22 protein-coding genes, 1 tRNA gene and 3 pseudogenes are annotated in these 21,474 nt (G+C 61.2%); 14 read left to right on the top strand and 12 right to left on the bottom strand.

The genetic code is table 11. The features are described from left to right. The first annotated feature begins 523 nt into the window (after window positions 1–523). Window positions 524–676 carry a hypothetical protein gene (locus DT343_RS17495; RefSeq protein ID WP_181669173.1) on the top strand — a complete coding sequence of 51 codons (153 nt, stop codon included), beginning with the start codon at window positions 524–526 and terminating at the stop codon, window positions 674–676. 106 nt (window positions 677–782) lie between these two features. Here the strand turns inward: DT343_RS17495 and DT343_RS09675 are convergent, their stop codons facing one another. Together DT343_RS09675 and DT343_RS09670 are read right to left on the bottom strand one after the other, a co-directional pair. Beyond that, complete coding sequence (locus tag DT343_RS09675; RefSeq protein WP_112862728.1) at window positions 783–1,931, bottom strand: site-specific integrase; 1,149 nt, start codon at window positions 1,929–1,931, stop codon at window positions 783–785. 364 nt (window positions 1,932–2,295) lie between these two features. Next, window positions 2,296–3,612 (bottom strand): VapE domain-containing protein, encoded by a 1,317-nt coding sequence (locus DT343_RS09670; RefSeq protein ID WP_112862727.1) that lies wholly within the window; start codon window positions 3,610–3,612, stop codon window positions 2,296–2,298. A 91-nt stretch (window positions 3,613–3,703) separates the two neighbouring features. Here DT343_RS09670 and DT343_RS09665 point away from each other — a divergent pair. Next, a pseudogene (locus DT343_RS09665) lies at window positions 3,704–4,473 on the top strand (IS5 family transposase). A 422-nt stretch (window positions 4,474–4,895) separates the two neighbouring features. Here the strand turns inward: DT343_RS09665 and DT343_RS09660 are convergent. The 5 genes from DT343_RS09660 to DT343_RS17225 all read right to left on the bottom strand — a co-directional run bounded on the left by DT343_RS09660 (window position 4,896) and on the right by DT343_RS17225 (window position 6,979). Then, window positions 4,896–5,180: a hypothetical protein gene (locus DT343_RS09660; RefSeq protein ID WP_112862726.1), complete on the bottom strand. Its 285-nt coding sequence runs from the start codon at window positions 5,178–5,180 to the stop codon at window positions 4,896–4,898. Then, entirely contained in the window at window positions 5,177–5,566 is a 390-nt protein-coding gene (locus DT343_RS09655; protein ID WP_146756736.1) for a hypothetical protein, read from the bottom strand. Before DT343_RS09655 ends, DT343_RS09660 begins: the two co-directional genes overlap by 4 nt. 75 nt (window positions 5,567–5,641) lie before the next feature. Then, the gene (locus tag DT343_RS09650; protein WP_112862724.1) at window positions 5,642–6,037 is read right to left on the bottom strand and encodes a hypothetical protein; all 396 of its coding nucleotides are present in this window, start codon (window positions 6,035–6,037) and stop codon (window positions 5,642–5,644) included. A 199-nt stretch (window positions 6,038–6,236) separates the two neighbouring features. Next, on the bottom strand, window positions 6,237–6,671 hold the full coding sequence (locus DT343_RS09645) for a hypothetical protein (RefSeq protein WP_112862723.1): 435 nt from the start codon (window positions 6,669–6,671) through the stop codon (window positions 6,237–6,239). After that, a complete protein-coding gene (locus tag DT343_RS17225; RefSeq protein ID WP_146756735.1) occupies window positions 6,668–6,979 on the bottom strand; it encodes a hypothetical protein in 312 nt (103 codons plus the stop codon). Before DT343_RS17225 ends, DT343_RS09645 begins: the two co-directional genes overlap by 4 nt. 198 nt (window positions 6,980–7,177) lie before the next feature. On the opposite strand from DT343_RS17225, the gene DT343_RS09640 reads away from it, so the two are divergent. From DT343_RS09640 to DT343_RS09620, 5 genes and pseudogenes are all read left to right on the top strand, one after another. Continuing rightward, a complete protein-coding gene (locus DT343_RS09640; RefSeq protein ID WP_112862722.1) occupies window positions 7,178–7,435 on the top strand; it encodes a helix-turn-helix domain-containing protein in 258 nt (85 codons plus the stop codon). A gap of 119 nt (window positions 7,436–7,554) precedes the next feature. Continuing rightward, on the top strand, window positions 7,555–7,728 hold the full coding sequence (locus tag DT343_RS09635) for a helix-turn-helix domain-containing protein (protein WP_258522605.1): 174 nt from the start codon (window positions 7,555–7,557) through the stop codon (window positions 7,726–7,728). A gap of 146 nt (window positions 7,729–7,874) precedes the next feature. Next, complete coding sequence (locus tag DT343_RS09630) at window positions 7,875–9,545, top strand: DUF6119 family protein (protein WP_181669172.1); 1,671 nt, start codon at window positions 7,875–7,877, stop codon at window positions 9,543–9,545. A 356-nt stretch (window positions 9,546–9,901) separates the two neighbouring features. Then, window positions 9,902–10,671: pseudogene (locus tag DT343_RS09625) on the top strand (IS5 family transposase). A gap of 172 nt (window positions 10,672–10,843) precedes the next feature. Then, window positions 10,844–12,214 (top strand): HsdM family class I SAM-dependent methyltransferase, encoded by a 1,371-nt coding sequence (locus DT343_RS09620; RefSeq protein WP_112862720.1) that lies wholly within the window; start codon window positions 10,844–10,846, stop codon window positions 12,212–12,214. Here the strand turns inward: DT343_RS09620 and DT343_RS09615 are convergent. Continuing rightward, a pseudogene (locus DT343_RS09615) lies at window positions 12,189–12,958 on the bottom strand (IS5 family transposase). The gene DT343_RS09620 and the pseudogene DT343_RS09615 overlap by 26 nt on opposite strands. A gap of 73 nt (window positions 12,959–13,031) precedes the next feature. Between DT343_RS09615 and DT343_RS09610 the strand changes: the two are divergent. Continuing rightward, entirely contained in the window at window positions 13,032–13,706 is a 675-nt protein-coding gene (locus tag DT343_RS09610) for an N-6 DNA methylase (RefSeq protein WP_220116664.1), read from the top strand. Next, a complete protein-coding gene (locus DT343_RS09605) occupies window positions 13,690–14,781 on the top strand; it encodes a restriction endonuclease subunit S (RefSeq protein ID WP_112863774.1) in 1,092 nt (363 codons plus the stop codon). The genes DT343_RS09610 and DT343_RS09605 overlap by 17 nt, the downstream gene beginning before the upstream one ends. Window positions 14,782–14,922: 141 nt before the next feature. On the opposite strand, the gene DT343_RS09600 is transcribed toward DT343_RS09605, so the two are convergent. The 3 genes from DT343_RS09600 to hemC all read right to left on the bottom strand — a co-directional run bounded on the left by DT343_RS09600 (window position 14,923) and on the right by hemC (window position 16,835). Continuing rightward, window positions 14,923–14,998: transfer RNA gene (locus tag DT343_RS09600), tRNA-Thr, on the bottom strand. A 164-nt stretch (window positions 14,999–15,162) separates the two neighbouring features. Beyond that, window positions 15,163–15,885: a uroporphyrinogen-III synthase gene (locus DT343_RS09595; RefSeq protein ID WP_112862718.1), complete on the bottom strand. Its 723-nt coding sequence runs from the start codon at window positions 15,883–15,885 to the stop codon at window positions 15,163–15,165. Beyond that, window positions 15,882–16,835 (bottom strand): hydroxymethylbilane synthase, encoded by a 954-nt coding sequence (gene hemC / locus DT343_RS09590; RefSeq protein WP_112862717.1) that lies wholly within the window; start codon window positions 16,833–16,835, stop codon window positions 15,882–15,884. The genes DT343_RS09595 and hemC overlap by 4 nt, the downstream gene beginning before the upstream one ends. Before the next feature lie 46 nt (window positions 16,836–16,881). Between hemC and tsaD the strand changes: the two genes are divergently transcribed. Genes tsaD through DT343_RS09575 form a run of 3 tightly spaced genes read left to right on the top strand, consistent with a single transcriptional unit; the run spans window position 16,882 to window position 19,422 of the window. Then, window positions 16,882–18,021, top strand: a complete 1,140-nt coding sequence (tsaD, locus tag DT343_RS09585; protein WP_439897233.1) for a tRNA (adenosine(37)-N6)-threonylcarbamoyltransferase complex transferase subunit TsaD — start codon at window positions 16,882–16,884, stop codon at window positions 18,019–18,021. A gap of 26 nt (window positions 18,022–18,047) precedes the next feature. Beyond that, window positions 18,048–19,046: an NAD(P)H-dependent glycerol-3-phosphate dehydrogenase gene (locus DT343_RS09580; protein ID WP_112862716.1), complete on the top strand. Its 999-nt coding sequence runs from the start codon at window positions 18,048–18,050 to the stop codon at window positions 19,044–19,046. Further along, window positions 19,039–19,422, top strand: coding sequence for a Rieske (2Fe-2S) protein (locus tag DT343_RS09575; protein WP_055753900.1), 384 nt, complete (start codon window positions 19,039–19,041; stop codon window positions 19,420–19,422). The genes DT343_RS09580 and DT343_RS09575 overlap by 8 nt, the downstream gene beginning before the upstream one ends. Window positions 19,423–19,428: 6 nt before the next feature. Here the strand turns inward: DT343_RS09575 and ppk2 are convergent, their stop codons facing one another. Further along, window positions 19,429–20,178 (bottom strand): polyphosphate kinase 2, encoded by a 750-nt coding sequence (ppk2, locus tag DT343_RS09570; RefSeq protein WP_112862715.1) that lies wholly within the window; start codon window positions 20,176–20,178, stop codon window positions 19,429–19,431. A gap of 102 nt (window positions 20,179–20,280) precedes the next feature. On the opposite strand from ppk2, the gene DT343_RS09565 reads away from it, so the two are divergent. Next, on the top strand, window positions 20,281–21,042 hold the full coding sequence (locus tag DT343_RS09565; protein ID WP_112862714.1) for an extensin-like domain-containing protein: 762 nt from the start codon (window positions 20,281–20,283) through the stop codon (window positions 21,040–21,042). Window positions 21,043–21,238: 196 nt separating this feature from the next. After that, window positions 21,239–21,442 carry a cold-shock protein gene (locus DT343_RS09560; RefSeq protein WP_017505920.1) on the top strand — a complete coding sequence of 68 codons (204 nt, stop codon included), beginning with the start codon at window positions 21,239–21,241 and terminating at the stop codon, window positions 21,440–21,442. Window positions 21,443–21,474 lie beyond the last annotated feature (32 nt).

The following is a 21,474-nucleotide window of genomic DNA, read 5'->3' as shown; positions in this document are numbered from 1 at the left end:
GAGACGGTGCCAATCCAGAAGCGTCGCTAATCACAGGTTGCGAGCCCCAGCATTTGATGCGACAGCGTTTATATAATCTGGAGAGCCGCCAATGACGCTGAAAACAATCTTCATCACGACGTTTGCCGCGCTCATCGCAACCTCGGCGTCGGCCCAGGTTGGTGTGAATGGGCACTACCGATCCAACGGGACGTATGTCGCCCCTCACCACCGAACAAATCCGAACAGCACCGTAAATGACAACTGGACGACGCGGCCGAACGTCAATCCATATACCGGACGCGCTGGGACACGGTCACCTAGCTACGGTTCGACGCCGTCTTATACCGCACCCAGAACAGCCTATGGCTCGTCTTACGGCTCTTCATCTTCGAGCTCGCGTAGCTCCAGCTGGGGTTCATCCTCGGCGCGCAGCTCATCCTACGGTTCTGGATACAATCCGCGCTATTGAGCGCGCGCGGTCTAATCCAAACAGTTGAGGTATTGTGTGGGTGTGCGACTTTTCAGGGCTGAGGCGAAGCGAATGCAGGCGCTTGCGGATGCCGAGCCAGAACCACAAGCCAAACGAGCCTATATTGATAAGGCCGAGGAAATGAATCAGTGGGCAGAGGTAGCTTCGCTCCAGCGCAAGCTTGAGAAGGCTATCAGAGAGCATAAGAAAGCTGGCGGCAAATAGGGTCCAAATCCTGGCGAGGAGACATCTCTCGGCCTGCTCGGGCAAAAAAATAATAGATCCCGCCCCACGAACTAGCCGAAGCCAGCGCGCGGGGCGGGAGTGAGGTTTAGGTGATCTGCTTAGCCGCTCCGGCCTCTACGGCCTTCAGCAGCGTGTCATTAGCCAAATGCGAGTAGCGCTGAGTTGATTGGTAACTAGCGTGACCCAGCACCTTTCCGACGGCGAAGAGATCAACGCCGGAGTTGACCATGAACGACGCCGCTGAGTGGCGCAGGTCATGGAGCCGAAGACCCGGCAGCCTGGCTTCCCGAATAGCTCGCTGCCAACCGTGCTTTATGGACACGAAGGGGAGGCGGGTTTCCGGGTTGGGCACTAGCCACGGGCAGTCCTTAAAACGCGGCAACTGCTCGATGATCGCCAAGGCAGCCGTGGAGAGCGGGACGTGGCGTGCTTTGCCGGTCTTGCTGGTCGGGATCAGCCAAGATCTACGTTTGACGTCCACGTTCTCCCATTTGGCGTCCAGCAATTCGCGCAGCCGTGCTCCGGTCAGAAGGAGCAGTCCAACGACGTGCTGAAGCTGCGGGTTCTGCGACGCCGCCACCGCCTCGCGCAACCGCGTCGCTTCCTCGGCAGACAGGAAGCGTTCCCGACCGTTGTTTAACGGCGTTCGAGGTATGCCACGGGTAGGGTTTCGCTCAGTGCCGGGGATATCCCAGCTTGCCCCAAGGACGAACGACCGGCCGATGATGACACGAAGTTTCTCGACCGACGCCGGGGATAGGCCCGACGCTCGTTTTTCACTGAGCCATTGCGCCATCGACCGACTGTTCATGTCGGTGAGGCGTGTTTTGCCCCACTTCGGAACGATGTGGACGCGCATACACATCTCAACCGAAGCGTAAGACTTGCTGTCCTTGATGAAGTCCAAATGCTTAGTGGAAAGGTCGCCGTACATCGGGATGGATTTGACTAGGGCCTTCTGAGCACTTGGATCGCCACCCATGACGACCTCGGACCGAAGCTGTTGAGCCTTCTTCTTGGCCGCAGCAAAGGTGACATCGTTATAACCGCCGATTTTATGCTGTTTCTGGGTGCCGGATTGATCTAAATATCTGATATAATACGTTTTTCCGCCTGTGCATCGGCACTCGAGCACAAAGCCCAATACGGTATCATCATACCAATCTGTCTTCTTCTTACCAACTTCGCAGCCTGCATTGGCGGCAAAAGCGGGCGTCAAATGCGCTTTAGGCATTAGGATTTCCTTGTGATGGGTTGAGTTCAGACGTGCGCCATCACGCGGTGCCGACGGGGGCGCAGCGGAAGGCGGTTTGCGGTGGATGGGGAAGCCTGGAGCGGGGCGGGCCCGCGTTTGCCCCAGGGTGGCCCGCCTAGGCGGGGGCTGGGGCGATCTGATAGCCGGGTTAAGTGGGCCCGGAGCGGGCCTCAGGGGGCCACGTTATCGCCAAGACCGGGGGCGAGGCTGAGCAGTGGTTTGGATCGGCGGCCTAGGGGGTGGGGGGGGGGCGGAAGTCGCCGTCTTGATCGATCTTTCGGACCGATCATTTCAAACATTTCTCTACCCCCTCCCACCCCCTCTCGGTGTCCGCTGGCGACGTTCAGAACGGTTTTGCCCACTTCTCTGGCGGGTTGAATCCATCGGCGGTGCGGACTGGAACCCGCCATTTCATCGTGCCGTTGATCTTCTTCGGATCGCCTAGCAGGCTTCGTAAAGCTGCTCCCGCTTCGCGCGCCATTGGGTTGGTCAGCGGGAGTTGAAGCCATTCGAGAACTTGTGTGGCCGACATCGCTTCAAGACCTTCCGATCCAATCCGATCGATATCGACCATCTCCGCTAGCCGTTCAGCAACGGGGCTGGCCGTGCTGTGGCGAGAATTCAGATCGTTGAGCAGGGCTTCCTCATCGTCTGTCAGCCACCATGTCTCGCCGTCCTCTACTTCCTGCGCGAGTTGAGCAAACACCTGCTGCATGTCGATCTGGTGTCGCCAGTTCAGGGACGAAACAGGGATGGTCCAGAAGCGGGTATTCCCTGTGGGATCCTGTAAGAACTGGTGTTCGTTAACGGTGGCAGCGAACACCGTGCGGCGCGGGTAGCTCGACTCCCGCCGATCGTAGGGTCGGCGAACCCGGTCGGTGTCGTCCGTCAGGAAGCCCTTTAGCCGGGCGATGTCTTTCTTGAACGAGCTGTCGAGTTCCCCGATCTCTGTGATCGCAAAGCCAATCGCGCCAATGAGGGAGTCCTTATTGGACGGGTCCATATGGTGACCCAGCTTGACCACCCGATCGGCTAAGACCGGGTCGGAGATCAGGGCTTTAATCCAGCTGGATTTGCCAGCCCCTTGTGCGCCCTGGAGAGTCAGAACGCCTCGGCTTCGAAAGTTGGTTTGGGTTGCCGCCGCAGAGACGCTGCGGAGCCATTTGCGGAGGATCACGTGCTTCAGGCTGTCCGGATACCCTTCGGCCTGAACGACAGTCTCGTAGACGTCAGGCAGTCGGTCTATGCCGTCCCATGGCCGACTGTTTATCCAATCTCTGACCGGATTGTATGCGTTCCTGTTGGCGATGGCCTCCACAAACCCAGGGACATTCCCGGTGGGGATATGGTGCTCAGCAACCAAGCTGATGATGTAGGTGAGGGTGACGTTGTCGACGTTATCCGTTGATCCCGTCCTGTTGGGGATTTCGATTTCATCGCGCTTGCTGACCTCGTTGTAGCGGACCCTGATGCCAGCATGGTCCAAGAGGTGCTCGATGTTGGCGATCGTGGCTGGGGGGCGATCCGACCTGGGAGGCGGACGATCCGGAAACGGGCCGACTTCGTTTCCGGATATCGGCTCGCCTGACTTCACAGGTTTGGCCGATGCATCCGCTGGCGCGCAGGCGTGATTATTCGAACGATCAGAGTCGTCTTTCATACTAGGTAGTGTGGACAAAGTGGATTCCCAAATCACCAGATGACTGATTCAAGGCTGCTCTTTGCGGAGAGTGGCGTTGGTTCGTGGTTTGATGTCGGACGAGGAATGGGCGTTCTTCGAGCCGTTCGTTGTCGAGAAGGGGCCGAGACGGGGGCGGCGTCCTCGTGATCACCGACGGGTGCTGGACGGAGTGTTCTGGATCGCTCGGACAGGCACGGCCTGGCGTGACCTGCACAGCCATTTCGGCGAGTGGAACTCGGTCTATCGGCAGTTCCGGCGCTGGACGCTGGCGGGGACCTGGGAGGTGATGCTGGAGGCGCTGAACGAGGCCGGCGCAGGGCATGGCAGCGTCCAGATGATCGATTCCACCATCATCCGCGCCCATCAGCACGCCGCCGGCGCGCTAAAAAAGGGGATGAGGACCAGGGTCTTGGCCGCTCTCGCGGTGGCTTCTCGACCAAGATCCATCTCCGCAGCAACGCTTTGGGCCTCCCTGTTGCGGTCACGCTGAGCGGCGGTCAGGTCTCCGATGTGAAGGGCTATGCGCCGGTCATGGACGAACCCGGCCCACAGCCTCGCGTGCTGCTCGCCGACAAGGGATACGACGCCGACTTCATCCTGGCCGACCTTGACGCCAGGGATGTCGTCGCCGTCATTCCCGCAAGGCGGAACCGCAAGGTTCAGCCCGTCATCGACGGTCATATCTACGCCCTGAGGAACCTCGTTGAGCGCTGCTTCTCAAGGCTCAAACACAGCCGCCGACTGGCGACCCGATACGACAAGACCGCCGACAGCTTCCTCGGTTTCGTCCTCGTCGCTTCAATCCGCCTGTGGGTCAGGCACTTTGTCCACACCACCTAGGATTCACGATTTCAAAGGTTTGTTTGGAATCCGTGAGGTCCGCGCTTGCGGGAACAGATCGGGACTGCGGTTCGCTGGGATGACGCCGTCACGGAAGCGGCGGTCCCTAAGAGGCAGCGAGATGCCCTATGGACAGCTCTTGATGGGCGGCCGTAAGGACCGCGCCATGAGTGACCCCTACGCCGCCTGACGATGGTGTCAATAGCATTCCAGCTCAGAAAGGGACGCTAAACTGCCCTGCGAGCGGCATATTCCTAGTGACGATCATTATCTTCAGAAAAAAATTTTACCCGAGTATAAATCATCTCGTTCGGGAGACCGATGTTGCTTAGCTTTATGTGTCTCAACTCTGAATGAGGGGTGACGACCGGCCGAGAGTGACTTGCGGCGCTCCGCCACCCCTTTCCTTTCCTTGAATGCTGTTAATCCATCACGACCGGGATTTCGTTCTGGAGGGGCTTTGGTCGTCGTCTCGTCATGACAACAGCCAAGGCGACCACCGCGAGAGCGACAATGCAGGCGAGTGGCTGAGCCACCGTCAGGGCAGACAGGGCGAGGGTGCCTAGAAACACCAGCGTCTGTTTCGGGCGGGTGATTAAGCTGACGATCAAGGCCAGCACCGCCAATGCCACAGCGACGATGACGACGGCTCTGAGCACAGCCAGGGCCACGCAAAGGATGAGCAGCAGGAGGAACCGGCCCATCATCGACCACCCACCTCGGTCCAGAAGTGGACAAGGCAGAGATGGTGTAGGCCCATCTCCGTCCCTGGACCGTTCTCGACAAAGACCACGGTGTCTCGCCCGCACCGGCCCCGGTAGATGATCTCGAACCATAGGCCGTGATCGTCCAGGGTGTCGTAGGTCGGCTCCTCGCCATCGTCGCCAGTGATCGGAAAGCCAACGGCGGTGTTGATGACGTCGGCCGTGTCGCCGCCCTGGATGACGACGATCCGGGCGTCTTCGCTGAGGCATGACGGATGATCGGCGTAGGCCTGCCATCCGCGATGAGCGATCAGGGTGCGTAGGTCGTCGTCCAGGTCGGGGTCGCTGATGACGCCGGCGACATCTGCGAGGGTATTCATACAGAGCATGGGAAGTGTCCTTCAGGCACAAAAAAGCCCTCGCGACGGAGTGTCGGAGGGCGCGGGTCGGATGGGTGGTTGAGGTTAGTCTGCGTCAGCAGCCGGAGGGCGGTCGGCAAAGCCGAGGCAGTTAAAACGCAGGGTGGAGTTGGTGTCGGGGTGGTCGGCCACGAAGACCAGCATTCCGAAGTCGTCGGTCAGGACGTAAGCCAGCTCGAACCATGAGCCGTGGTCGTTGAACCACTCCCAGCCCGGCTGCTCGGCCTGGTCCCAGCAGATGGGAAAGCCGACGGCGGCGTGGATGGCCTCGGGTGGATCGCTTGGGTGGATCACCACGATCTGGAGAGTTTCGCCAAGGGGGCGGCGACGATCTGTGTCCACCTGCCAGACACGAAGTCCGATCAGGGCGCGTAGGGTAGGGTCGAGGGTAGGGTCTGTGAGCGCGGCCGTTACGGCGTCGCGGTCGGTGAGCGAAAGCATGGTCTGAGTGTCCTTTCCGGGCACGAAAAACCCCCGCAGCAAGGGCCACGGGGGTCGATGGTGGTTAGGGTGTTGGAAGGCGTCAGGTCGCCCTAGTGATCGGCCTTGAAGTCGATGACACGCATCAGCTTTTCAGGCTTGTGATCGAGGGCGGAGACGATGGTGTCCAGGGACTGACGCCAACCAGCAGAAGCGTGATCTACCTCGCCGCCGGGACGCTTGGCGAAAGAGCCGTCGCGGCCTCGTTGAGTCGATCCTTCAGGCGCTTTGAACGGGCAATGCCTGAGATGGGCATGGTGCCGCTGTGCGAGACGGTAAAGTAGAAGCCGTCCTGCACCGTGCCGTCAGCCTTCCGGCCCATGGATGGGACCATCGTGCCGACGATCTGGTGGCTGTCGAACAGGAACTTGATGGTGGCCTGATATCCCCTGTTCGGATGCTCAACACGCACGATTGGACTGGTGCCGAACTCGACGTTCATGGCGTCCACCAGGATCTGATCGGCCTGAGCCTCGGTGATCAGATAGACCGGCTCGCTCTGGCTGACATAGGTGCCGGGCGTCCGTGCGGGTGCTGAGGCGCAGCCACTGGTGGCTAGTGCGAAAGCGGCGAGGGCATAGGTAAACGGCCTCATTGGGCACGCCTTTCGATTGCCTGTGCGTGCTGCTGAATAAACTCTGTCTTGCGGCGGAGCGCTTCTGAACAGGTGTTGGAGACCGTTTCTGGATCCCATTCTTCTTCAAGCATCTTTTGCTGGATTCTACTCATGAACAGGCCGGTTGATTGACCTCCGCTCGCGACAAAGTCCGATGCTACTTGATTACAGAACTCCTCGATTTCTTCGGCTTGAGTGGGGGCATTAGTGGTTTGTGGATCGCCTTGATCGCAGGCCGCAACAAGGGCGAGCAATGACGCGGCGACGAGTGCGTAGGTTGATTGCATGATGTGATTGGTCCGTCATGGTTCTGAGTTTTGGGTGTTAAGGATCAGAGGCTTAGGTCGAGTGTGTTCATCTCCACGGTGGGGCAGGGTGAATCGCGTTCGCTGAGTATGGAAACATTCCATATAAAAAAGGGAAAAATCGCATAAGCGGATTTTCCATATAGTTGGGTTGCCGGTTTAGACGCGGCGGCTCATTCGATGCCCAAGACGGTCTTCGGTGGAGAACATCGGCACCTCGTTGCGGTGCTCGTTGAAGCGCGTCAGGCGTCGGGGCTCACGCAGGCCGAGTTGGCTGCGCGAGTGGGGAAGGATCAGTCCTTCGTGTCCATTATCGAGCGCGGTCAGCGCCGTGTGGATGTGTTGGAGTTTGTCGCGCTGGCCAGGGCCATGAACGCCGAGCCTACCCAGCTTTTTGAAATGGTGACGAGAAGGCTCGCGAAGGTGCTGAAGATTTAACCCCGCTAAAACGAGAAGCCGTCTCGACGCCTATTCATATAAGATGGCACGAATTGCGCGCGTTGCCGTCATCGATTTTCACGCAGCGGCATCAGGAGTTCATCACCTTCATCGCCTCAGTGCGGAAGGCTGTGGACATCACTCAGGTCGAGCTCGCGGAGAGGCTGGGGAGGCCTCAGAGCTTCGTATCGAAAGTCGAGCGAGGCGAGCGACGCTTGGACGTCATTGAGTTTTGTGAGCTCGCCGAGGCACTTGGGCACGATCCGTCAGAGCTACTGCGGCAGTTCGTTTAACCGAAATGTTGATGAGCGAGCGGAGCGGTTAGTCACCAGCGCCCAACGATGAAGTCGCTACACAACCCTGGCGGTAAGAATCGTAGTGACTCAAGCGCAGTGAACATTCTAGTGTGAAGCTTTGACGGCGGTGTTGGGGGCAGTGCATGGCGCGTGGAACGAAGGCAAAGAGTGGTGACGAACCAACAACCATGACGCTGTCCGTTCGTCTTTTGCGGGACGACAAGAGCGTCGATGACGCTGTCAGAGATACAAGCGAGATAAAGGAGGTCCCGGCCAAGTCTGGGCGTCTTTTTACTGGGCAAACTGCGGGTTCAGCCCCAGGCTGGCTCACCGTTGTTAATCAGTTCAGCGTCGACGGCTCCATAAAACTGGAAAACAAGAATTGCTCGTCCGTCCTGTTCGTTGACGTGTCGTCGGACGGTGATGGAAAGCTAGTCCGAACGTTCGCCTTGGCATTCGGTGGTGGTCACTTGGCGCTCGACCCCGACGCATTTGTCCGCAACTTCGGTTTGCGTGTGACCCTCAATTGCGTAGCGCGCGGTGCCCTTAGAAATCTAGATGTGGCGACGTTAGATTCGACGACGATACAAAAGCGCATTCAGGCGAGCAGAAAATCTGATCTTCAAGGCTTTGGGATCGACTATCAGAACGACCTGCTACGCTTAGCGGGAGGCGTCCCTACAGACACTGCCTTCGCCAGTTCGCTTGAAGGGAAGGACGCACTGTCTCTCACAAGCAAGCTGTCTGCCAAGGATATCAAGGGAAAATGCAAAAAGGCGCTGCAGCTCTTCAATGCGACCGACTATCAGAAGGACTACGCGTTCATTGATCAGATAGTGCCGGTGCGAGATAGATTGCTGCTGGCCGAGCTCGACGATCTTGTCTTTGCTGAAGTCCAGAACCTGATCAAGGGTCAACCTTCCGACCTGCATATGACGCTACCCGAGATCATTGATCCCGAGGAAGGGCGTGATTTTGGCTACTTCGGTATCGGGTTCAAATCAGGGGTAAAACCAAGCTATAGCGAACTCGCCATTGAAGACTATATTGCAGAACTATTAGCTGGACGGCCCGCTGACCTGCCTGGGATGGCCGAGCTAAAGGCGAGTCACGAAGTTCGTATTGTCGTTGATGGGCGTGGCGACAAGAAGAAACGTCGCCGTGTATACGATTGCTTCGTCTACGAAGTCACTCTTAGAAAGAGTACATACGTCCTTTTCTCGGGAGAATGGTACTGCATTGAAAGTAATTTTTTCAGCGACGTAGAAAAGGACTATCAAGCGCTTCTGGCAGGTGTGCCTCTGCTAGCGACCACCAGCTCGATCAACGAGCAGGAATTAATCGCTGAACTGGATAAGGATGGCGATCTTCTCAACCTCGATAAGGTGAAGGCGTCTCCGTCTGGAGCGGCGGGTGCGAACTTGGAGCCCTGCGATTTCTTGTCCCGGAGGAAGGAGTTCATCCACTTGAAGGATGGGCACGGCTCCGCCCCGATAAGCCATCTCTGGAGCCAAGGCGTAGTTTCAGCCGAGAGTTTCGTTCGCGACGAGGTATTTCGGAAGTCGATGCGCGACGCCTGCATCAAACGACAGAAAGCAGCAGGGAAGGCGGGCTTTGAGGGGTTGTTACCGGACGGAAGGTCGAAGCCAACCCCGAGCGACTACAAAGTGATCTATGGCATTATGCGACACCCATACCAGCGGTCCAAGAAGCTCGGCCTGCCGTTTTTCAGTAAAGTCAGCCTCCGGGCAGCGGCAAGTCGCATTCAACTGATGGGCTACGTGGTGGAAGTGCATCTGATCGCCAAGCAGTGACACCGCCTCTCGATCTAGCAAGGCCTTCACCGCCCTGTAGGCTTTGCCTTCGTCGATCCTCGTGCCGTGGCCTCAACGGTTCCTCACCTTCGGCACTTTAATGCAGATGCGGCCGAGATTCACGCAGACGAAGTAGGTGTTCGGCCAGGGAGCTCCCGGAGCATCGTGTCCAAGGGCGAGAGGGGCGAGGCCGCCTGGACGTGATCGTACTTTATCGGATCGCTATGCTCGCATAGATCTCGACGGATTGGGTCAACAGCAAAGAGCTAGGTAGTGTGGACAAAGTGGATTCCCAAATCACCAGATGACTGATTCAAGGCTGCTCTTTGCGGAGAGTGGCGTTGGTTCGTGGTTTGATGTCGGACGAGGAATGGGCGTTCTTCGAGCCGTTCGTTGTCGAGAAGGGGCCGAGACGGGGGCGGCGTCCTCGTGATCACCGACGGGTGCTGGACGGAGTGTTCTGGATCGCTCGGACAGGCACGGCCTGGCGTGACCTGCACAGCCATTTCGGCGAGTGGAACTCGGTCTATCGGCAGTTCCGGCGCTGGACGCTGGCGGGGACCTGGGAGGTGATGCTGGAGGCGCTGAACGAGGCCGGCGCAGGGCATGGCAGCGTCCAGATGATCGATTCCACCATCATCCGCGCCCATCAGCACGCCGCCGGCGCGCTAAAAAAGGGGATGAGGACCAGGGTCTTGGCCGCTCTCGCGGTGGCTTCTCGACCAAGATCCATCTCCGCAGCAACGCTTTGGGCCTCCCTGTTGCGGTCACGCTGAGCGGCGGTCAGGTCTCCGATGTGAAGGGCTATGCGCCGGTCATGGACGAACCCGGCCCACAGCCTCGCGTGCTGCTCGCCGACAAGGGATACGACGCCGACTTCATCCTGGCCGACCTTGACGCCAGGGATGTCGTCGCCGTCATTCCCGCAAGGCGGAACCGCAAGGTTCAGCCCGTCATCGACGGTCATATCTACGCCCTGAGGAACCTCGTTGAGCGCTGCTTCTCAAGGCTCAAACACAGCCGCCGACTGGCGACCCGATACGACAAGACCGCCGACAGCTTCCTCGGTTTCGTCCTCGTCGCTTCAATCCGCCTGTGGGTCAGGCACTTTGTCCACACCACCTAGGAGCCCTGATAGCGAGTTAAAGCCGGGTGCTCTTTTTACTAGATAAAAGCGCCGCATCGTAGCGCGCTGGTGAAAGCCCGTTAACCAAATTGGGCGCTGTTGCCTCTTTTCCTTCGCCAATCTTCAGGTTTTGGCGAGACACGACTCCAAGATCAGTGAGCTCTGACGCTTAATGGAAAATGAGAAGGGTACCGATCAGTTTGTACGCGATCTCCTCCGGGAGATTGGGGTCACCAAGCCGTGGGAGCATGACGGCGGTCCGAAATGGAAGCGCGACGGGCTAGCTGGCGGCTCGAAGTCCAAAATCGGAAAAGGTGAGGGGAAACCGGAGTTCGTCTTTGTCGTGGATGGTTACGTCGTCATCATCGAGGATAAGAAGGAAGCGCGCTTCACTCGCTATCTCGTCGATGGCGTCGTCGTCACCGATTTCCCATACCGCCAAGACTTTGCACTGAATGGGGCGATTCACTACGCAACAGTGATGCTGCATAACAAGGCCCCTTGTCCTAAGGGGATTTTCGCAGTCGGGATCGGTGGCGACGAGCACCACCATGAAATCGCTTTAGCTTATGTCGCGCCAGGACAGGTTAAACTTCTTGGTGATCTAGACAATTTGGACGTCTTCGCCGAGAAAGCGATAGCTGAATTCCATTCTGTTGCAGTTCTTGGAAACAAGCCCGAGGCTGAAGTTAGACTTGACTCCGTCAAAGCCGCTGCATTGCGCCTCCACGAAGGAATGCGGAACTACGGGTCGGTTGAGAATGACAGGAAGGCCCCCCTTGTTTCGGCAATCCTACTAGCCCTTGAGAAGCCAGGATTCGATGTCGGCGACCTTAAAGGTACCTACGATCAGGTACTCCCCGGCGACTGGGACGGAGCCAAGATCTATAGGGCCGCCCATGACTACATGCTCTCAAAGAGTTTCGGGCCACATCAAAAGGTGGGAACATTACTCGATCAGTTCGCCTTCATCGAAAAAGCTCCGGCGCTGAACCGTATACATAAGGAGCTGGGCATGACGCCGCTTAGGTGGTTTGCCCAAATCCTGAAATCCGACGTCCAGAAGGTCGTAACCGATCCTTCAATGAGTTCTTTCGACGTCCTCGGCAATTTCTATCACGAGTTCATTTCGTATGGTGGCGGCGACGGAAACACTCTGGGCATCGTGCTAACACCTGAGCACGTTACCCTTCTGATGGTCGACCTTATCGATGTTTGCTCAAATGATTGGGTGCTTGATCCTACAGCGGGTACGGCGTCCTTCCTGATCGCCGCCATGCATCGCATGTTTAGTGACGCTGGTGACAATGAAGCGATCAAGGAGGATATTCGGAAAAACAGGCTTCACGGCGTCGAGCTCCAGGATAAACTGTTCGCGATTGGCACCACGAACATGATCTTGCGGGGGGATGGCAAGGCCAACTTCCGGCGCGATTCCATCTTCGAAGCCCCAATCGCCGAGATGCGTGGAGACAGCGTTTCCGCGAATGGTGAACGTGTCCCGGGCCATGGTTTTACTAGGTGGTGTGGACAAAGTGCCTGACCCACAGGCGGATTGAAGCGACGAGGACGAAACCGAGGAAGCTGTCGGCGGTCTTGTCGTATCGGGTCGCCAGTCGGCGGCTGTGTTTGAGCCTTGAGAAGCAGCGCTCAACGAGGTTCCTCAGGGCGTAGATATGACCGTCGATGACGGGCTGAACCTTGCGGTTCCGCCTTGCGGGAATGACGGCGACGACATCCCTGGCGTCAAGGTCGGCCAGGATGAAGTCGGCGTCGTATCCCTTGTCGGCGAGCAGCACGCGAGGCTGTGGGCCGGGTTCGTCCATGACCGGCGCATAGCCCTTCACATCGGAGACCTGACCGCCGCTCAGCGTGACCGCAACAGGGAGGCCCAAAGCGTTGCTGCGGAGATGGATCTTGGTCGAGAAGCCACCGCGAGAGCGGCCAAGACCCTGGTCCTCATCCCCTTTTTTAGCGCGCCGGCGGCGTGCTGATGGGCGCGGATGATGGTGGAATCGATCATCTGGACGCTGCCATGCCCTGCGCCGGCCTCGTTCAGCGCCTCCAGCATCACCTCCCAGGTCCCCGCCAGCGTCCAGCGCCGGAACTGCCGATAGACCGAGTTCCACTCGCCGAAATGGCTGTGCAGGTCACGCCAGGCCGTGCCTGTCCGAGCGATCCAGAACACTCCGTCCAGCACCCGTCGGTGATCACGAGGACGCCGCCCCCGTCTCGGCCCCTTCTCGACAACGAACGGCTCGAAGAACGCCCATTCCTCGTCCGACATCAAACCACGAACCAACGCCACTCTCCGCAAAGAGCAGCCTTGAATCAGTCATCTGGTGATTTGGGAATCCACTTTGTCCACACTACCTAAGGTGCTCCTTAACCCGCCCTATGGCCAAGCGAAAGACTCCACCACACGACATCTGTCGGAACTTGCCTTCATCGAGAGGGCGTTAGAGTTCGCGAACCCCGGCGGTCGTCTGGCCGCCATCGTTCCGCAGTCAACCATGGTTGGGAAAACGACGCAGGATAAGGCACGCAAGGTTTCGTTGCTCAGAAAGCATACGCTGGATGCCGTAATTACTATGAACGGTGAAACTTTTGCGGACTCTGGGGTAGGGGTTCACCCTGTAATCGTCATTTTCACTGCAGGACGGCCGCATCCATCCGACGCCAAGGTTAAGTTCGTCAATTTCAGCAAGGACGGCTACAAAGTGCAAATGCATCGTGGCCTCACAGACGATGGCACTGCGGCATCTCGTCGGAAGCACTTAATCGATGTGCTTCGGGGTGACACCATCGACGACACCCGTTTCATCGTGCGTTCGGAAGTAACCGCAGCGGACGAGTGGCATCATTCCTATTTTTACTTCAACGACCAGCCGCCCACGCTTGAGAATTTCATGGAGACGGTGGCGGATTACGTGTCTTGGCAGGTCGATATGTATGTTCGCGGAAACGGTGACCTAATCAAACCCAGCGTTGAACCGAAGCTATCTAGGATTGATGCTGATGACGTCGTTGAGTGACCTGACCTTCAGGCCAGTTTTCATCACTGAAGGTCCTGGAGGACAAACCGGCCTATTCCGACCGCATAAGGGACGAAGGCTCATTGCCGCCAATCGAAAGGCGGGCACAACGCCGTTCGTCGGCGCGTCACGCCTCAACAACAGTGTCACGGACTTTGCAGATGTGCCGGCCCAGTTCCCCGGGGGATGGGTGACGCTTGTATACAATGGGGATGGGGGAACCGGCCACGCCAGATTTCAACCTGCCTCATTCAGCGCCTCAGACGACGTGATCGCTTTGGAACCGATTTCAGATGAGGCGGACGAACCAGCTTTGTTGCTCATGGCCGCTATCATCACCCACCAGTGCGTCCCCAAGTTTGGCTTTGGCTACAAGCTGACTCTCCACAGACTGCGCCGTCAGAAGGTGATGGTTCCGATCAAGATGTGTGAGGACGGCGGAGAGGCTGTCGACTGGAAAGGGCTGTCGGCTCTGGGAAGAGAACTTCTCGACGCGGCGCGGCTGCGTGCGCGATCGAGCCGGGGGTCGTCGCTTCCGGGCGCAGAAGCTCCACCCGACCTCTCATTTGTACCCATGCTGGTCACGGACGTGTTCGACTCAATGACCGCGTCATCGGCATGGTATGACAAGGTCCACATCAAGCCCGGACCGGGCAGGAATATCTACCTTAGTCAAACCCAGTCATCGAACGGCGTTCAAGGCATTGTGGGCGAGCAAGGCCAGAAACCTGAGCCAGGCAACTGCATCACAATGACACTCAAGACCCAAGCTACGTTCTATCAGCCTAGTCCATTCTACACAGCTCAGAACTTCCTTATTTTTCGTCACGCCTCTCTGGACGCGGATGCTGCGATGGTCTTGGTAACTTCCCTCCGTCGCGCCGTGCAGAAGTTCTCTTGGGGCTACGGAGTTTCGATGGCGCGTCTCCGGAAAACCCGACTCATGGTTCCAGTAACGACTGCGCCCGACGGCACGAAAGTTGTCGACTGGGAGGGGATGCGTGTCTACGGACGCATGTTGCGGGCTCGGGCAGACGACGTAGTCAATACCGCAACGCGACACCTGAGTAGCTGAGTGGCCGATCCGATCGGTTGAGTTGCCCTGCAACGGATAGCAAACGAACGGCTCCCCACCGCATACCCACCCAACTCCCAAGCGGAAGCACCTTCCGGCTTATCCCGGCCGGGCGTCAAAGCTAGAGGGACTTTGAGAAGGTGGTGCCGCTTAGGTGACTCGAACACCTGACCCCATCATTACGAATGATGTGCTCTACCAGCTGAGCTAAAGCGGCCTAAACCCTACTATTCCACTACTACCGCCAGACCCTATTCGCTAGGCGGTTGAAACACCAAGGCAAATAGCGAGATACCCGCTACTTACGAATGATGTGCTCTACCGGCTGAGCTAAAGCGGCCCGGTTGCGACGGACGAAGCTGTCCGCGCGAGACGGGGTCTTTATACGGCCGGATCGCGCTTGCCAAGCGCCGCGTTCAAGATCGTGAGCAATGAGGTCTCGTCGGGCGATTTTGCCACAACGGGCGTCAGGCCCAGCGCGGCGAGCGGGGCCGCGGCGGCGGGAGAGATGCAGGCGAGGACGGCCTGGGCCAAGGGGGCGTAATGAAGCTTGGCGAGCGCTTGTCCGGCGCGGGGGGAGTGGATCAGAACGGCGTCGAAGAGTGAGGGCGCTGCGGCTGACGTTTCGATGGCGCGATAGACCGTCAGAGAATGGATCGACACATTGCGGGCGCCGGCGGCGGTGAGGGCGGCGGCGAGATCGCCGGCGGGCGTTTCCGCTTGAGGGACCAGGACGGCGGCGCTGGCGATGGCGCTGGCGAGCAGGCGGGCGAGGTCGCGCAGGTCGCCGGATGCGGAACGGACATCGGCGAAGCCTGCATCATGGGCGGCCTGGGCGGTCGCATCGCCCACGGCGAAGACCGGCAGGTCGCGACGGGGCGTCAGAGCTGCGAAGGCGGCGACGCCGTTGATGCTGGTGAAGGCCAGGGCGGCGAACGACGTCAGATCGGGAACGGGCGGGGTAAGGTGTTCGATCGCTAGCAGGGGCGCGACGAACGGCTCGAACCCCGTGTCGCGCAGGCGGGCGGCGGTGCGCGCGGCGCCCGGTTCGGCGCGGGTGATCCAGACGCGGGCGGGCCCAAATTCTTCGTCTAAGGCGCTCATCCGTCCAGGGTCGCGGGATCGACTTCCTGATCGCCGGCCGAGGCGTGGACCTCGCCGCCCAGGCGTTGGCCCAGAGCGCGCGCGTCGGCTTCGGTCGGTTGGAAAAGATCGCCGACGCGCCGCCAGCGGGCGGACCCATCCGGGCTGAGCATCTCGGTGGTCAGGTGCAAGGTGTCGTGTTCGATGCGGGCGTAGGCGCCGACGGCGGTGCGGCACGACCCCTCCAGCGCCGTCATGGCCCCGCGCTCGGCGGCGATGCACAGGGCGGTCTCGGGGTGGTTCAGGGCGGCGACCCAGTCTGCGTCGATGTCGGCGGCGCGGGTCTGGATGGCCAGGGCGCCTTGGCCCGGCGCCGGCAGGAAGGCGTCCAGCGACAGTTTCTCGCGGATAGGGTCGGTGACGCCCAGGCGCGTCATGCCCGAGACGGCCAGAAGGATCGCGTCGAAATCGCCATCGGCCGCGCGGCGCAGTCGTGTATCGATATTTCCGCGCAGCATCTCGACCTTCAGGTCCGGCCGCAGGGCAAGCGCCTGGGCTTGCCGTCTCAGGCTGGCGGTGCCCAGGCGAGCGCCGAAGGGCAGGGCGTCGAAACTGTCGAAATCGCGGCTGATGAAGGCGTCGCGGGCGTCTTCGCGCTCTGGGATGGCGGCGATGCACAGGCCGTCGGGCTGTTCGGCGGGGACGTCCTTCATCGAATGGATGGCGATGTCGATCCGGCCGGCCAGCAGGGCCTCCTCGATCTCCTTGGTGAACAGGGCCTTGCCGCCGACTTCCAGCAGGCGGCGATCCTGGATGCGGTCGCCGGTGGTGACGATCTCGACCAGAGGAACGGCGGTCTCGATCTCGGCCTCGGGCACGTTCAGGGCGCGGCCGATGGCGCGCTGCATCATGCCGGATTGGGCGAGCGCCAGCTTGGAGCGTCGGGTGCCGATGCGGAGGGGAAAGGTCATGAGCGTTGCGCACCGGTCGCCGGGTCGCTACCTCGACCCGATGGAGATGTCCGCCGACTATAGCAGCGGCGCCAAGTCAGCAACTGGACGGGATGTCCTCCCTCGTCCCGGTCCGCTGACGGTGCTGGGCCTGGAGACCAGTTGCGATGAGACCGCCGCCTCGGTCGTGCGCCTGACGGGCGGTCGGGCGGAGGTGTTGTCCTCGGTCGTTCACAGCCAGATCGACGACCATGCGGCCTATGGCGGCGTGGTGCCCGAGATCGCGGCGCGCAGCCATGTCGAAATGATCGCCGAGGTCACGCGCCGCGCGATGGCCGAGGCCGATATGGGCTATGACGGGCTGGACGGGATCGCGGCGACGGCCGGGCCGGGTCTGGTCGGCGGGGTCATGGTGGGCCTCAGCTTTGGCAAGGCGGCGGCGCTGGCGCGCGGCCTGCCGCTGGTGGCGGTCAACCATCTTGAAGGCCACGCCGTGTCCGCCCGGCTGGGAGCGGAGGTCGCCTATCCCTTCCTGCTGTTGCTGGTCTCGGGCGGCCACTGCCAGCTTCTGGAGGTGCGCGGCGTCGGCGATATGAGCCGGATCGGGGCCACCATCGACGACGCGGCCGGCGAGGCTTTCGACAAGATCGCCAAGGCCTTGGGCCTGGGTTATCCGGGCGGGCCGGCGCTGGAGCGGCTGGCCACGCAGGGTGACGGGGCCAAGATCGATCTGCCGCGCGCCCTCTTAGGCCGCAAGGATTGCGACTTCTCCTTCTCGGGCCTGAAGACCGCGGCCTTCCGTATCGCCCAGACCTGCGAGACCGAGCAGGACAAGGCCGATCTGGCCGATGCGGTTCAGAACGCCATCGCGCGTCAGCTGTCGGATCGGTCGGAGCGGGCGCTGGCGGCCTATGCGGAGACGCATGACCATCGGCTGTTCGTCGTGGCGGGGGGCGTGGCGGCCAACAAGACCATCCGCGCGACCTTGCAGGCGACGGCGGCGAAACACGGCTTCGACTTCCTGGCGCCGCCCATGGCCTATTGCACCGACAATGCGGCGATGATCGCCCTGGCCGGGGCGGAACGGTTGGCGTTGGGCCTGACCAGCGACATCGACGTGGTCGCGCGGCCGCGATGGCCGCTGGACGAAGCGCGCGCCCTGTCCGATCCTTCGCACAAGCCGGGCCGCAAGGGCGCCAAGGCATGAATGATAAACAAGCCTCGGGAGGGCGTATGGAATTCCGCACGGCAGGGGTCATCGGCGCGGGCGCCTGGGGCACGGCTCTGGCGCAGGTTTGCGTTCGGGCCGGACTGGACACGACCTTGCAGGCGCGCGAGCAGCAGTTGGTCGAGACGATGCGGGCGACGCGGGCCAACGACCTCTATCTGCCCGGCGTGCCGCTGGCCGACGAACTGAAATTCACCGCCGATCTGGCCGATCTCGGGGATTGCGACGTGATCCTGGCGGTGCCGCCGGCCCAGCACATGCGCGCGACGCTGACGGCGTTTGCGCCCCACTATCGCGCCGGCGTGCCGGTGGTGCTGTGCTCCAAGGGCGTCGAGCGCGGGACGATGAAGCTGATGACCGAGGTGCTGGCCGAGACCCTGCCGGACGCCCCCGCCGCCGTCCTGTCCGGTCCCAGTTTTGCGGGCGAGGTGTCGCGCGGTCTGCCGACCGCCGTGACCCTGGCCTGTGCGGATCAGGCGCTGGGCGAGGCCTTGCTGAACACCCTGTCGGCGCCGGGCTTCCGGCCCTATCTGGCGACCGATCTTGTGGGCGCCGAGGCGGGCGGGGCGCTGAAGAACGTCCTGGCCATCGCCTGCGGCATCTCCGAGGGGCGTCAGTTGGGCCGCAGCGCCCACGCCGCCCTGATCACGCGCGGCTTTGCGGAAATGACGCGCCTCGCCGTCGCCATGGGCGGACAGGCCGAGACGGTGGCGGGCTTGTGCGGCCTGGGTGACCTCGTCCTGACCTGCTCCAGCCCCCAGTCGCGCAACATGAGCCTGGGTCTGGCCCTGGGTCAGGGACAGACGGTCGAACAGGCCCTGGCCGGCAAACGGTCGGTGGCGGAAGGCTATGAAAGCGCGCCGGCGGTTCGCGAACTGGCCGCGCGTCTGGGCGTGGAAATCCCGATTTCGGAAGGCGTCGCCGCCCTGCTGGCCGGCGAGATCGATGTCGATGGTCTGATCGACGGCCTGCTGTCGCGCCCGCTGAAGGCCGAGCGTGTCTGAAGCGGCCGAGGCGCCGGCCGAGCGCAAACGGGTCTGGAAGACGCCGCCCGGCGTGGCCCTGTGCGCCGAGGGCGACATCGCCGACCCCGGCTCGCGCGGCTTCGTGCTGCAGATTGGCGAGGCCTTCTTTCACGGCTTCGTGGTCAGGAAGGACGGTCAGGTCGCGGGCTGGGTCGATCGCTGCCCGCATGCGGGCTTTCCCATCGCCATGGAGATCGACCGGTATCTGACGCCGGACGGCGCGCTGATCCTGTGCGGCTGGCATGGGGCGGTGTTCGAACCGCTGACCGGGGAATGCAAGGGCGGCCCCTGCGCGGGCGGGCGACTGACGCCCTGGCCGGTGGCGGCCTCTGGCGGGATCGTCAGAACGGCCTGAGGCGCTTCACCGCGCCAGTCTGCCCTTGGCCTTGCCGGCGCTGAAGACCACGTCGGGATCCGGTTTCTTGATGTCGATGCTGGTGTGGCTCAGCACCGACAGGATGTAGCGGCCGATGTTCAGGCGCGCCGTCTTCTTGTCGTCGGTGGCGACGACGGTCCAGGGCGCATAGTCGCGGTCGGTCTCGTCCAGCATCCGGTCGCGGGCGTCGGAATAGGCGTCGAACCGCGCCTCGGCCTCGGCGTCCAGCGACGACAGCTTGAACTTCTTCAACGGATCCTCGCGGCGTTCCTTCAAACGCTTGGCCTGCTCCTTGCGCGAGATATCCAGCCAGATCTTGATCAGGATGATCCCGTCGTCGGTCAGCATCCGCTCGAAGCGCGGGGCGTCGGCCATGAACTGGGCGTACTGCTCTGGCGTGCAATAACCCATGACTGGCTCGACCCCGGCGCGGTTGTACCAGGATCGGTTGAAGATCACCGTCTCGCCCGCCGCCGGCAGGTGCGGGACATAGCGCTGGAAATACCACTGGCTCGTCTCGCGGTCGCTGGGCTTGGGCAGGGCGATGACGCGGGTCTGGCGCGGCGACATATGTTCGGTCAGGCGCTTGATCGCGCCATCCTTGCCGGCGGTGTCGCGCCCCTCCAGCACGATGACCACGCGCGAGCCATGCTCGATGCTCCAGGCCTGGGTCTGGACGATGGCCAGCTGGATCTGTTCCAGCTCGGCGTCATAGGCGTCGGATTTCTTTCCCATGGCAAGAGAGTGGGCCGAGGGCCGGCAGAGAGCAAGGGCGAGGGAGCCGACTGCGAAGCTGGGCGTTAAGGCGCCGGGCCCGTCCGGCCTCCGAGGGGCCGAATGAAGCGCGATCTGGCGGACATGTGGAATCTGGTGTGGGAGCTGGCGCTGCTGGTCTGCGCTGGCTTTGCGTTGCTGAACGCCTTCGCCCCGCCCCAGGACCTGCCGTGGAAGCCGCTGGATCTGGATCGGCCTTTGGGCCGCGCGACAGCTGCCAAGGTCGCCGGATTCGATGTGCCGACCGCCGCCACCCCCGAAACTGTCGAGGGCGCGACCGAGGCCTGTATGCAGGCGCTGCGCAATGCGGGGGTTCAGGTCGAACGCGCGCCCGACCGCGACGACGGCGGCTTCTGCGTGGTGCGCGGGGCGGTGCGGATCACGGGCGGCGAGGTGACGCCTCTGGCGCCCGCCGACGTCGTCATGCAGTGCCCGCTGGCGGTCCGCTACGTCATCTGGGATCGACAGGTGCTGCGCCCGGCCTCGCGCGACATTCTGGGCTCGGCCCCAGCACGGGTGGAAAACTATGGCACCTATTCGTGCCGCCGCATCTACGGCTCGCAGGACGAGACCGAGCGGCCCAGCGAACATGCCAAAGCCAATGCGCTGGATGTCGCAGCGGTGACCTTGAAGGACGGGCGGACCGTCAGCGTTCTAAACGATTGGCGCGGCGATGGGCCCGCAGGCGAGCCGGGCGGTCGCTTCCTGCACGCCTTGCGCGACGGGGCCTGCCAGCTGTTCTCGACGGTGTTGACGCCGGACTACAACGCCGCCCACGCCAACCATCTGCACATCGACGGGGCCGCGTGGGGCCTCTGTCGTTAAGTCTGAATGCGTCCGGTGCGACTCGCTTTGCTGTTGACCGTCTGGAAAAGCCGGGTGACAACATCGCTGCAGTCCGGATTTCGCGTGGGGTCCAAACCCGCGTTTCGCTCCTTCGCCTGAACGAGCTGTCCAGATGGATTGTCGGGTCACCTCGAGGGGGATCCGCCTGGAAAAGCGCGTTTACGGAGACGCAGACATGGCGACCGGCACGGTCAAGTGGTTCAACCCCACCAAGGGCTACGGCTTCATCCAGCCCGATAGCGGCGGCTCCGACGTGTTCGTTCACGTCACCGCCGTTCAGAAGGCCGGACTTCAGGGCCTCGATGAGAACGCCAAGGTCGAATACGAGCTGGAAAACCAGCGCGGCAAGACCTCGGCGATCGACCTCAAGGTCCTTTAAGTCGATCCAGCCTTCAAGGCTTAGAGGCGGGC

The organism is Brevundimonas vesicularis, from assembly GCF_900445985.1.
In the GTDB taxonomy this organism is placed as follows: Bacteria; Pseudomonadota; Alphaproteobacteria; order Caulobacterales; family Caulobacteraceae; genus Brevundimonas; species Brevundimonas vesicularis_D.
The sequence above is the reverse complement of the archived record's forward strand: the minus strand, read 5'-3'. Positions and strand labels throughout refer to the sequence as shown.

Coding starts and splice junctions, on each gene's coding strand:
- DT343_RS09675 (WP_112862728.1), bottom strand. CDS start 1,931: ATGCCTAAAGCGCATTTGACGCCCGCTTTTGCCGCCAATGCAGGCTGC.
- DT343_RS09630 (WP_181669172.1), top strand. CDS start 7,875: ATGGCGCGTGGAACGAAGGCAAAGAGTGGTGACGAACCAACAACCATG.
- DT343_RS09595 (WP_112862718.1), bottom strand. CDS start 15,885: ATGAGCGCCTTAGACGAAGAATTTGGGCCCGCCCGCGTCTGGATCACC.
- DT343_RS09640 (WP_112862722.1), top strand. CDS start 7,178: ATGCCCAAGACGGTCTTCGGTGGAGAACATCGGCACCTCGTTGCGGTG.
- tsaD (WP_439897233.1), top strand. CDS start 16,882: ATGTCCGCCGACTATAGCAGCGGCGCCAAGTCAGCAACTGGACGGGAT.
- DT343_RS09565 (WP_112862714.1), top strand. CDS start 20,281: ATGAAGCGCGATCTGGCGGACATGTGGAATCTGGTGTGGGAGCTGGCG.
- DT343_RS17495 (WP_181669173.1), top strand. CDS start 524: ATGCAGGCGCTTGCGGATGCCGAGCCAGAACCACAAGCCAAACGAGCC.
- DT343_RS09620 (WP_112862720.1), top strand. CDS start 10,844: ATGGAAAATGAGAAGGGTACCGATCAGTTTGTACGCGATCTCCTCCGG.
- hemC (WP_112862717.1), bottom strand. CDS start 16,835: ATGACCTTTCCCCTCCGCATCGGCACCCGACGCTCCAAGCTGGCGCTC.
- DT343_RS09645 (WP_112862723.1), bottom strand. CDS start 6,671: ATGAGGCCGTTTACCTATGCCCTCGCCGCTTTCGCACTAGCCACCAGT.
- DT343_RS09605 (WP_112863774.1), top strand. CDS start 13,690: ATGACGTCGTTGAGTGACCTGACCTTCAGGCCAGTTTTCATCACTGAA.
- DT343_RS09580 (WP_112862716.1), top strand. CDS start 18,048: ATGGAATTCCGCACGGCAGGGGTCATCGGCGCGGGCGCCTGGGGCACG.
- ppk2 (WP_112862715.1), bottom strand. CDS start 20,178: ATGGGAAAGAAATCCGACGCCTATGACGCCGAGCTGGAACAGATCCAG.
- DT343_RS09650 (WP_112862724.1), bottom strand. CDS start 6,037: ATGCTTTCGCTCACCGACCGCGACGCCGTAACGGCCGCGCTCACAGAC.
- DT343_RS17225 (WP_146756735.1), bottom strand. CDS start 6,979: ATGCAATCAACCTACGCACTCGTCGCCGCGTCATTGCTCGCCCTTGTT.
- DT343_RS09670 (WP_112862727.1), bottom strand. CDS start 3,612: ATGAAAGACGACTCTGATCGTTCGAATAATCACGCCTGCGCGCCAGCG.
- DT343_RS09660 (WP_112862726.1), bottom strand. CDS start 5,180: ATGATGGGCCGGTTCCTCCTGCTGCTCATCCTTTGCGTGGCCCTGGCT.
- DT343_RS09560 (WP_017505920.1), top strand. CDS start 21,239: ATGGCGACCGGCACGGTCAAGTGGTTCAACCCCACCAAGGGCTACGGC.
- DT343_RS09655 (WP_146756736.1), bottom strand. CDS start 5,566: ATGCTCTGTATGAATACCCTCGCAGATGTCGCCGGCGTCATCAGCGAC.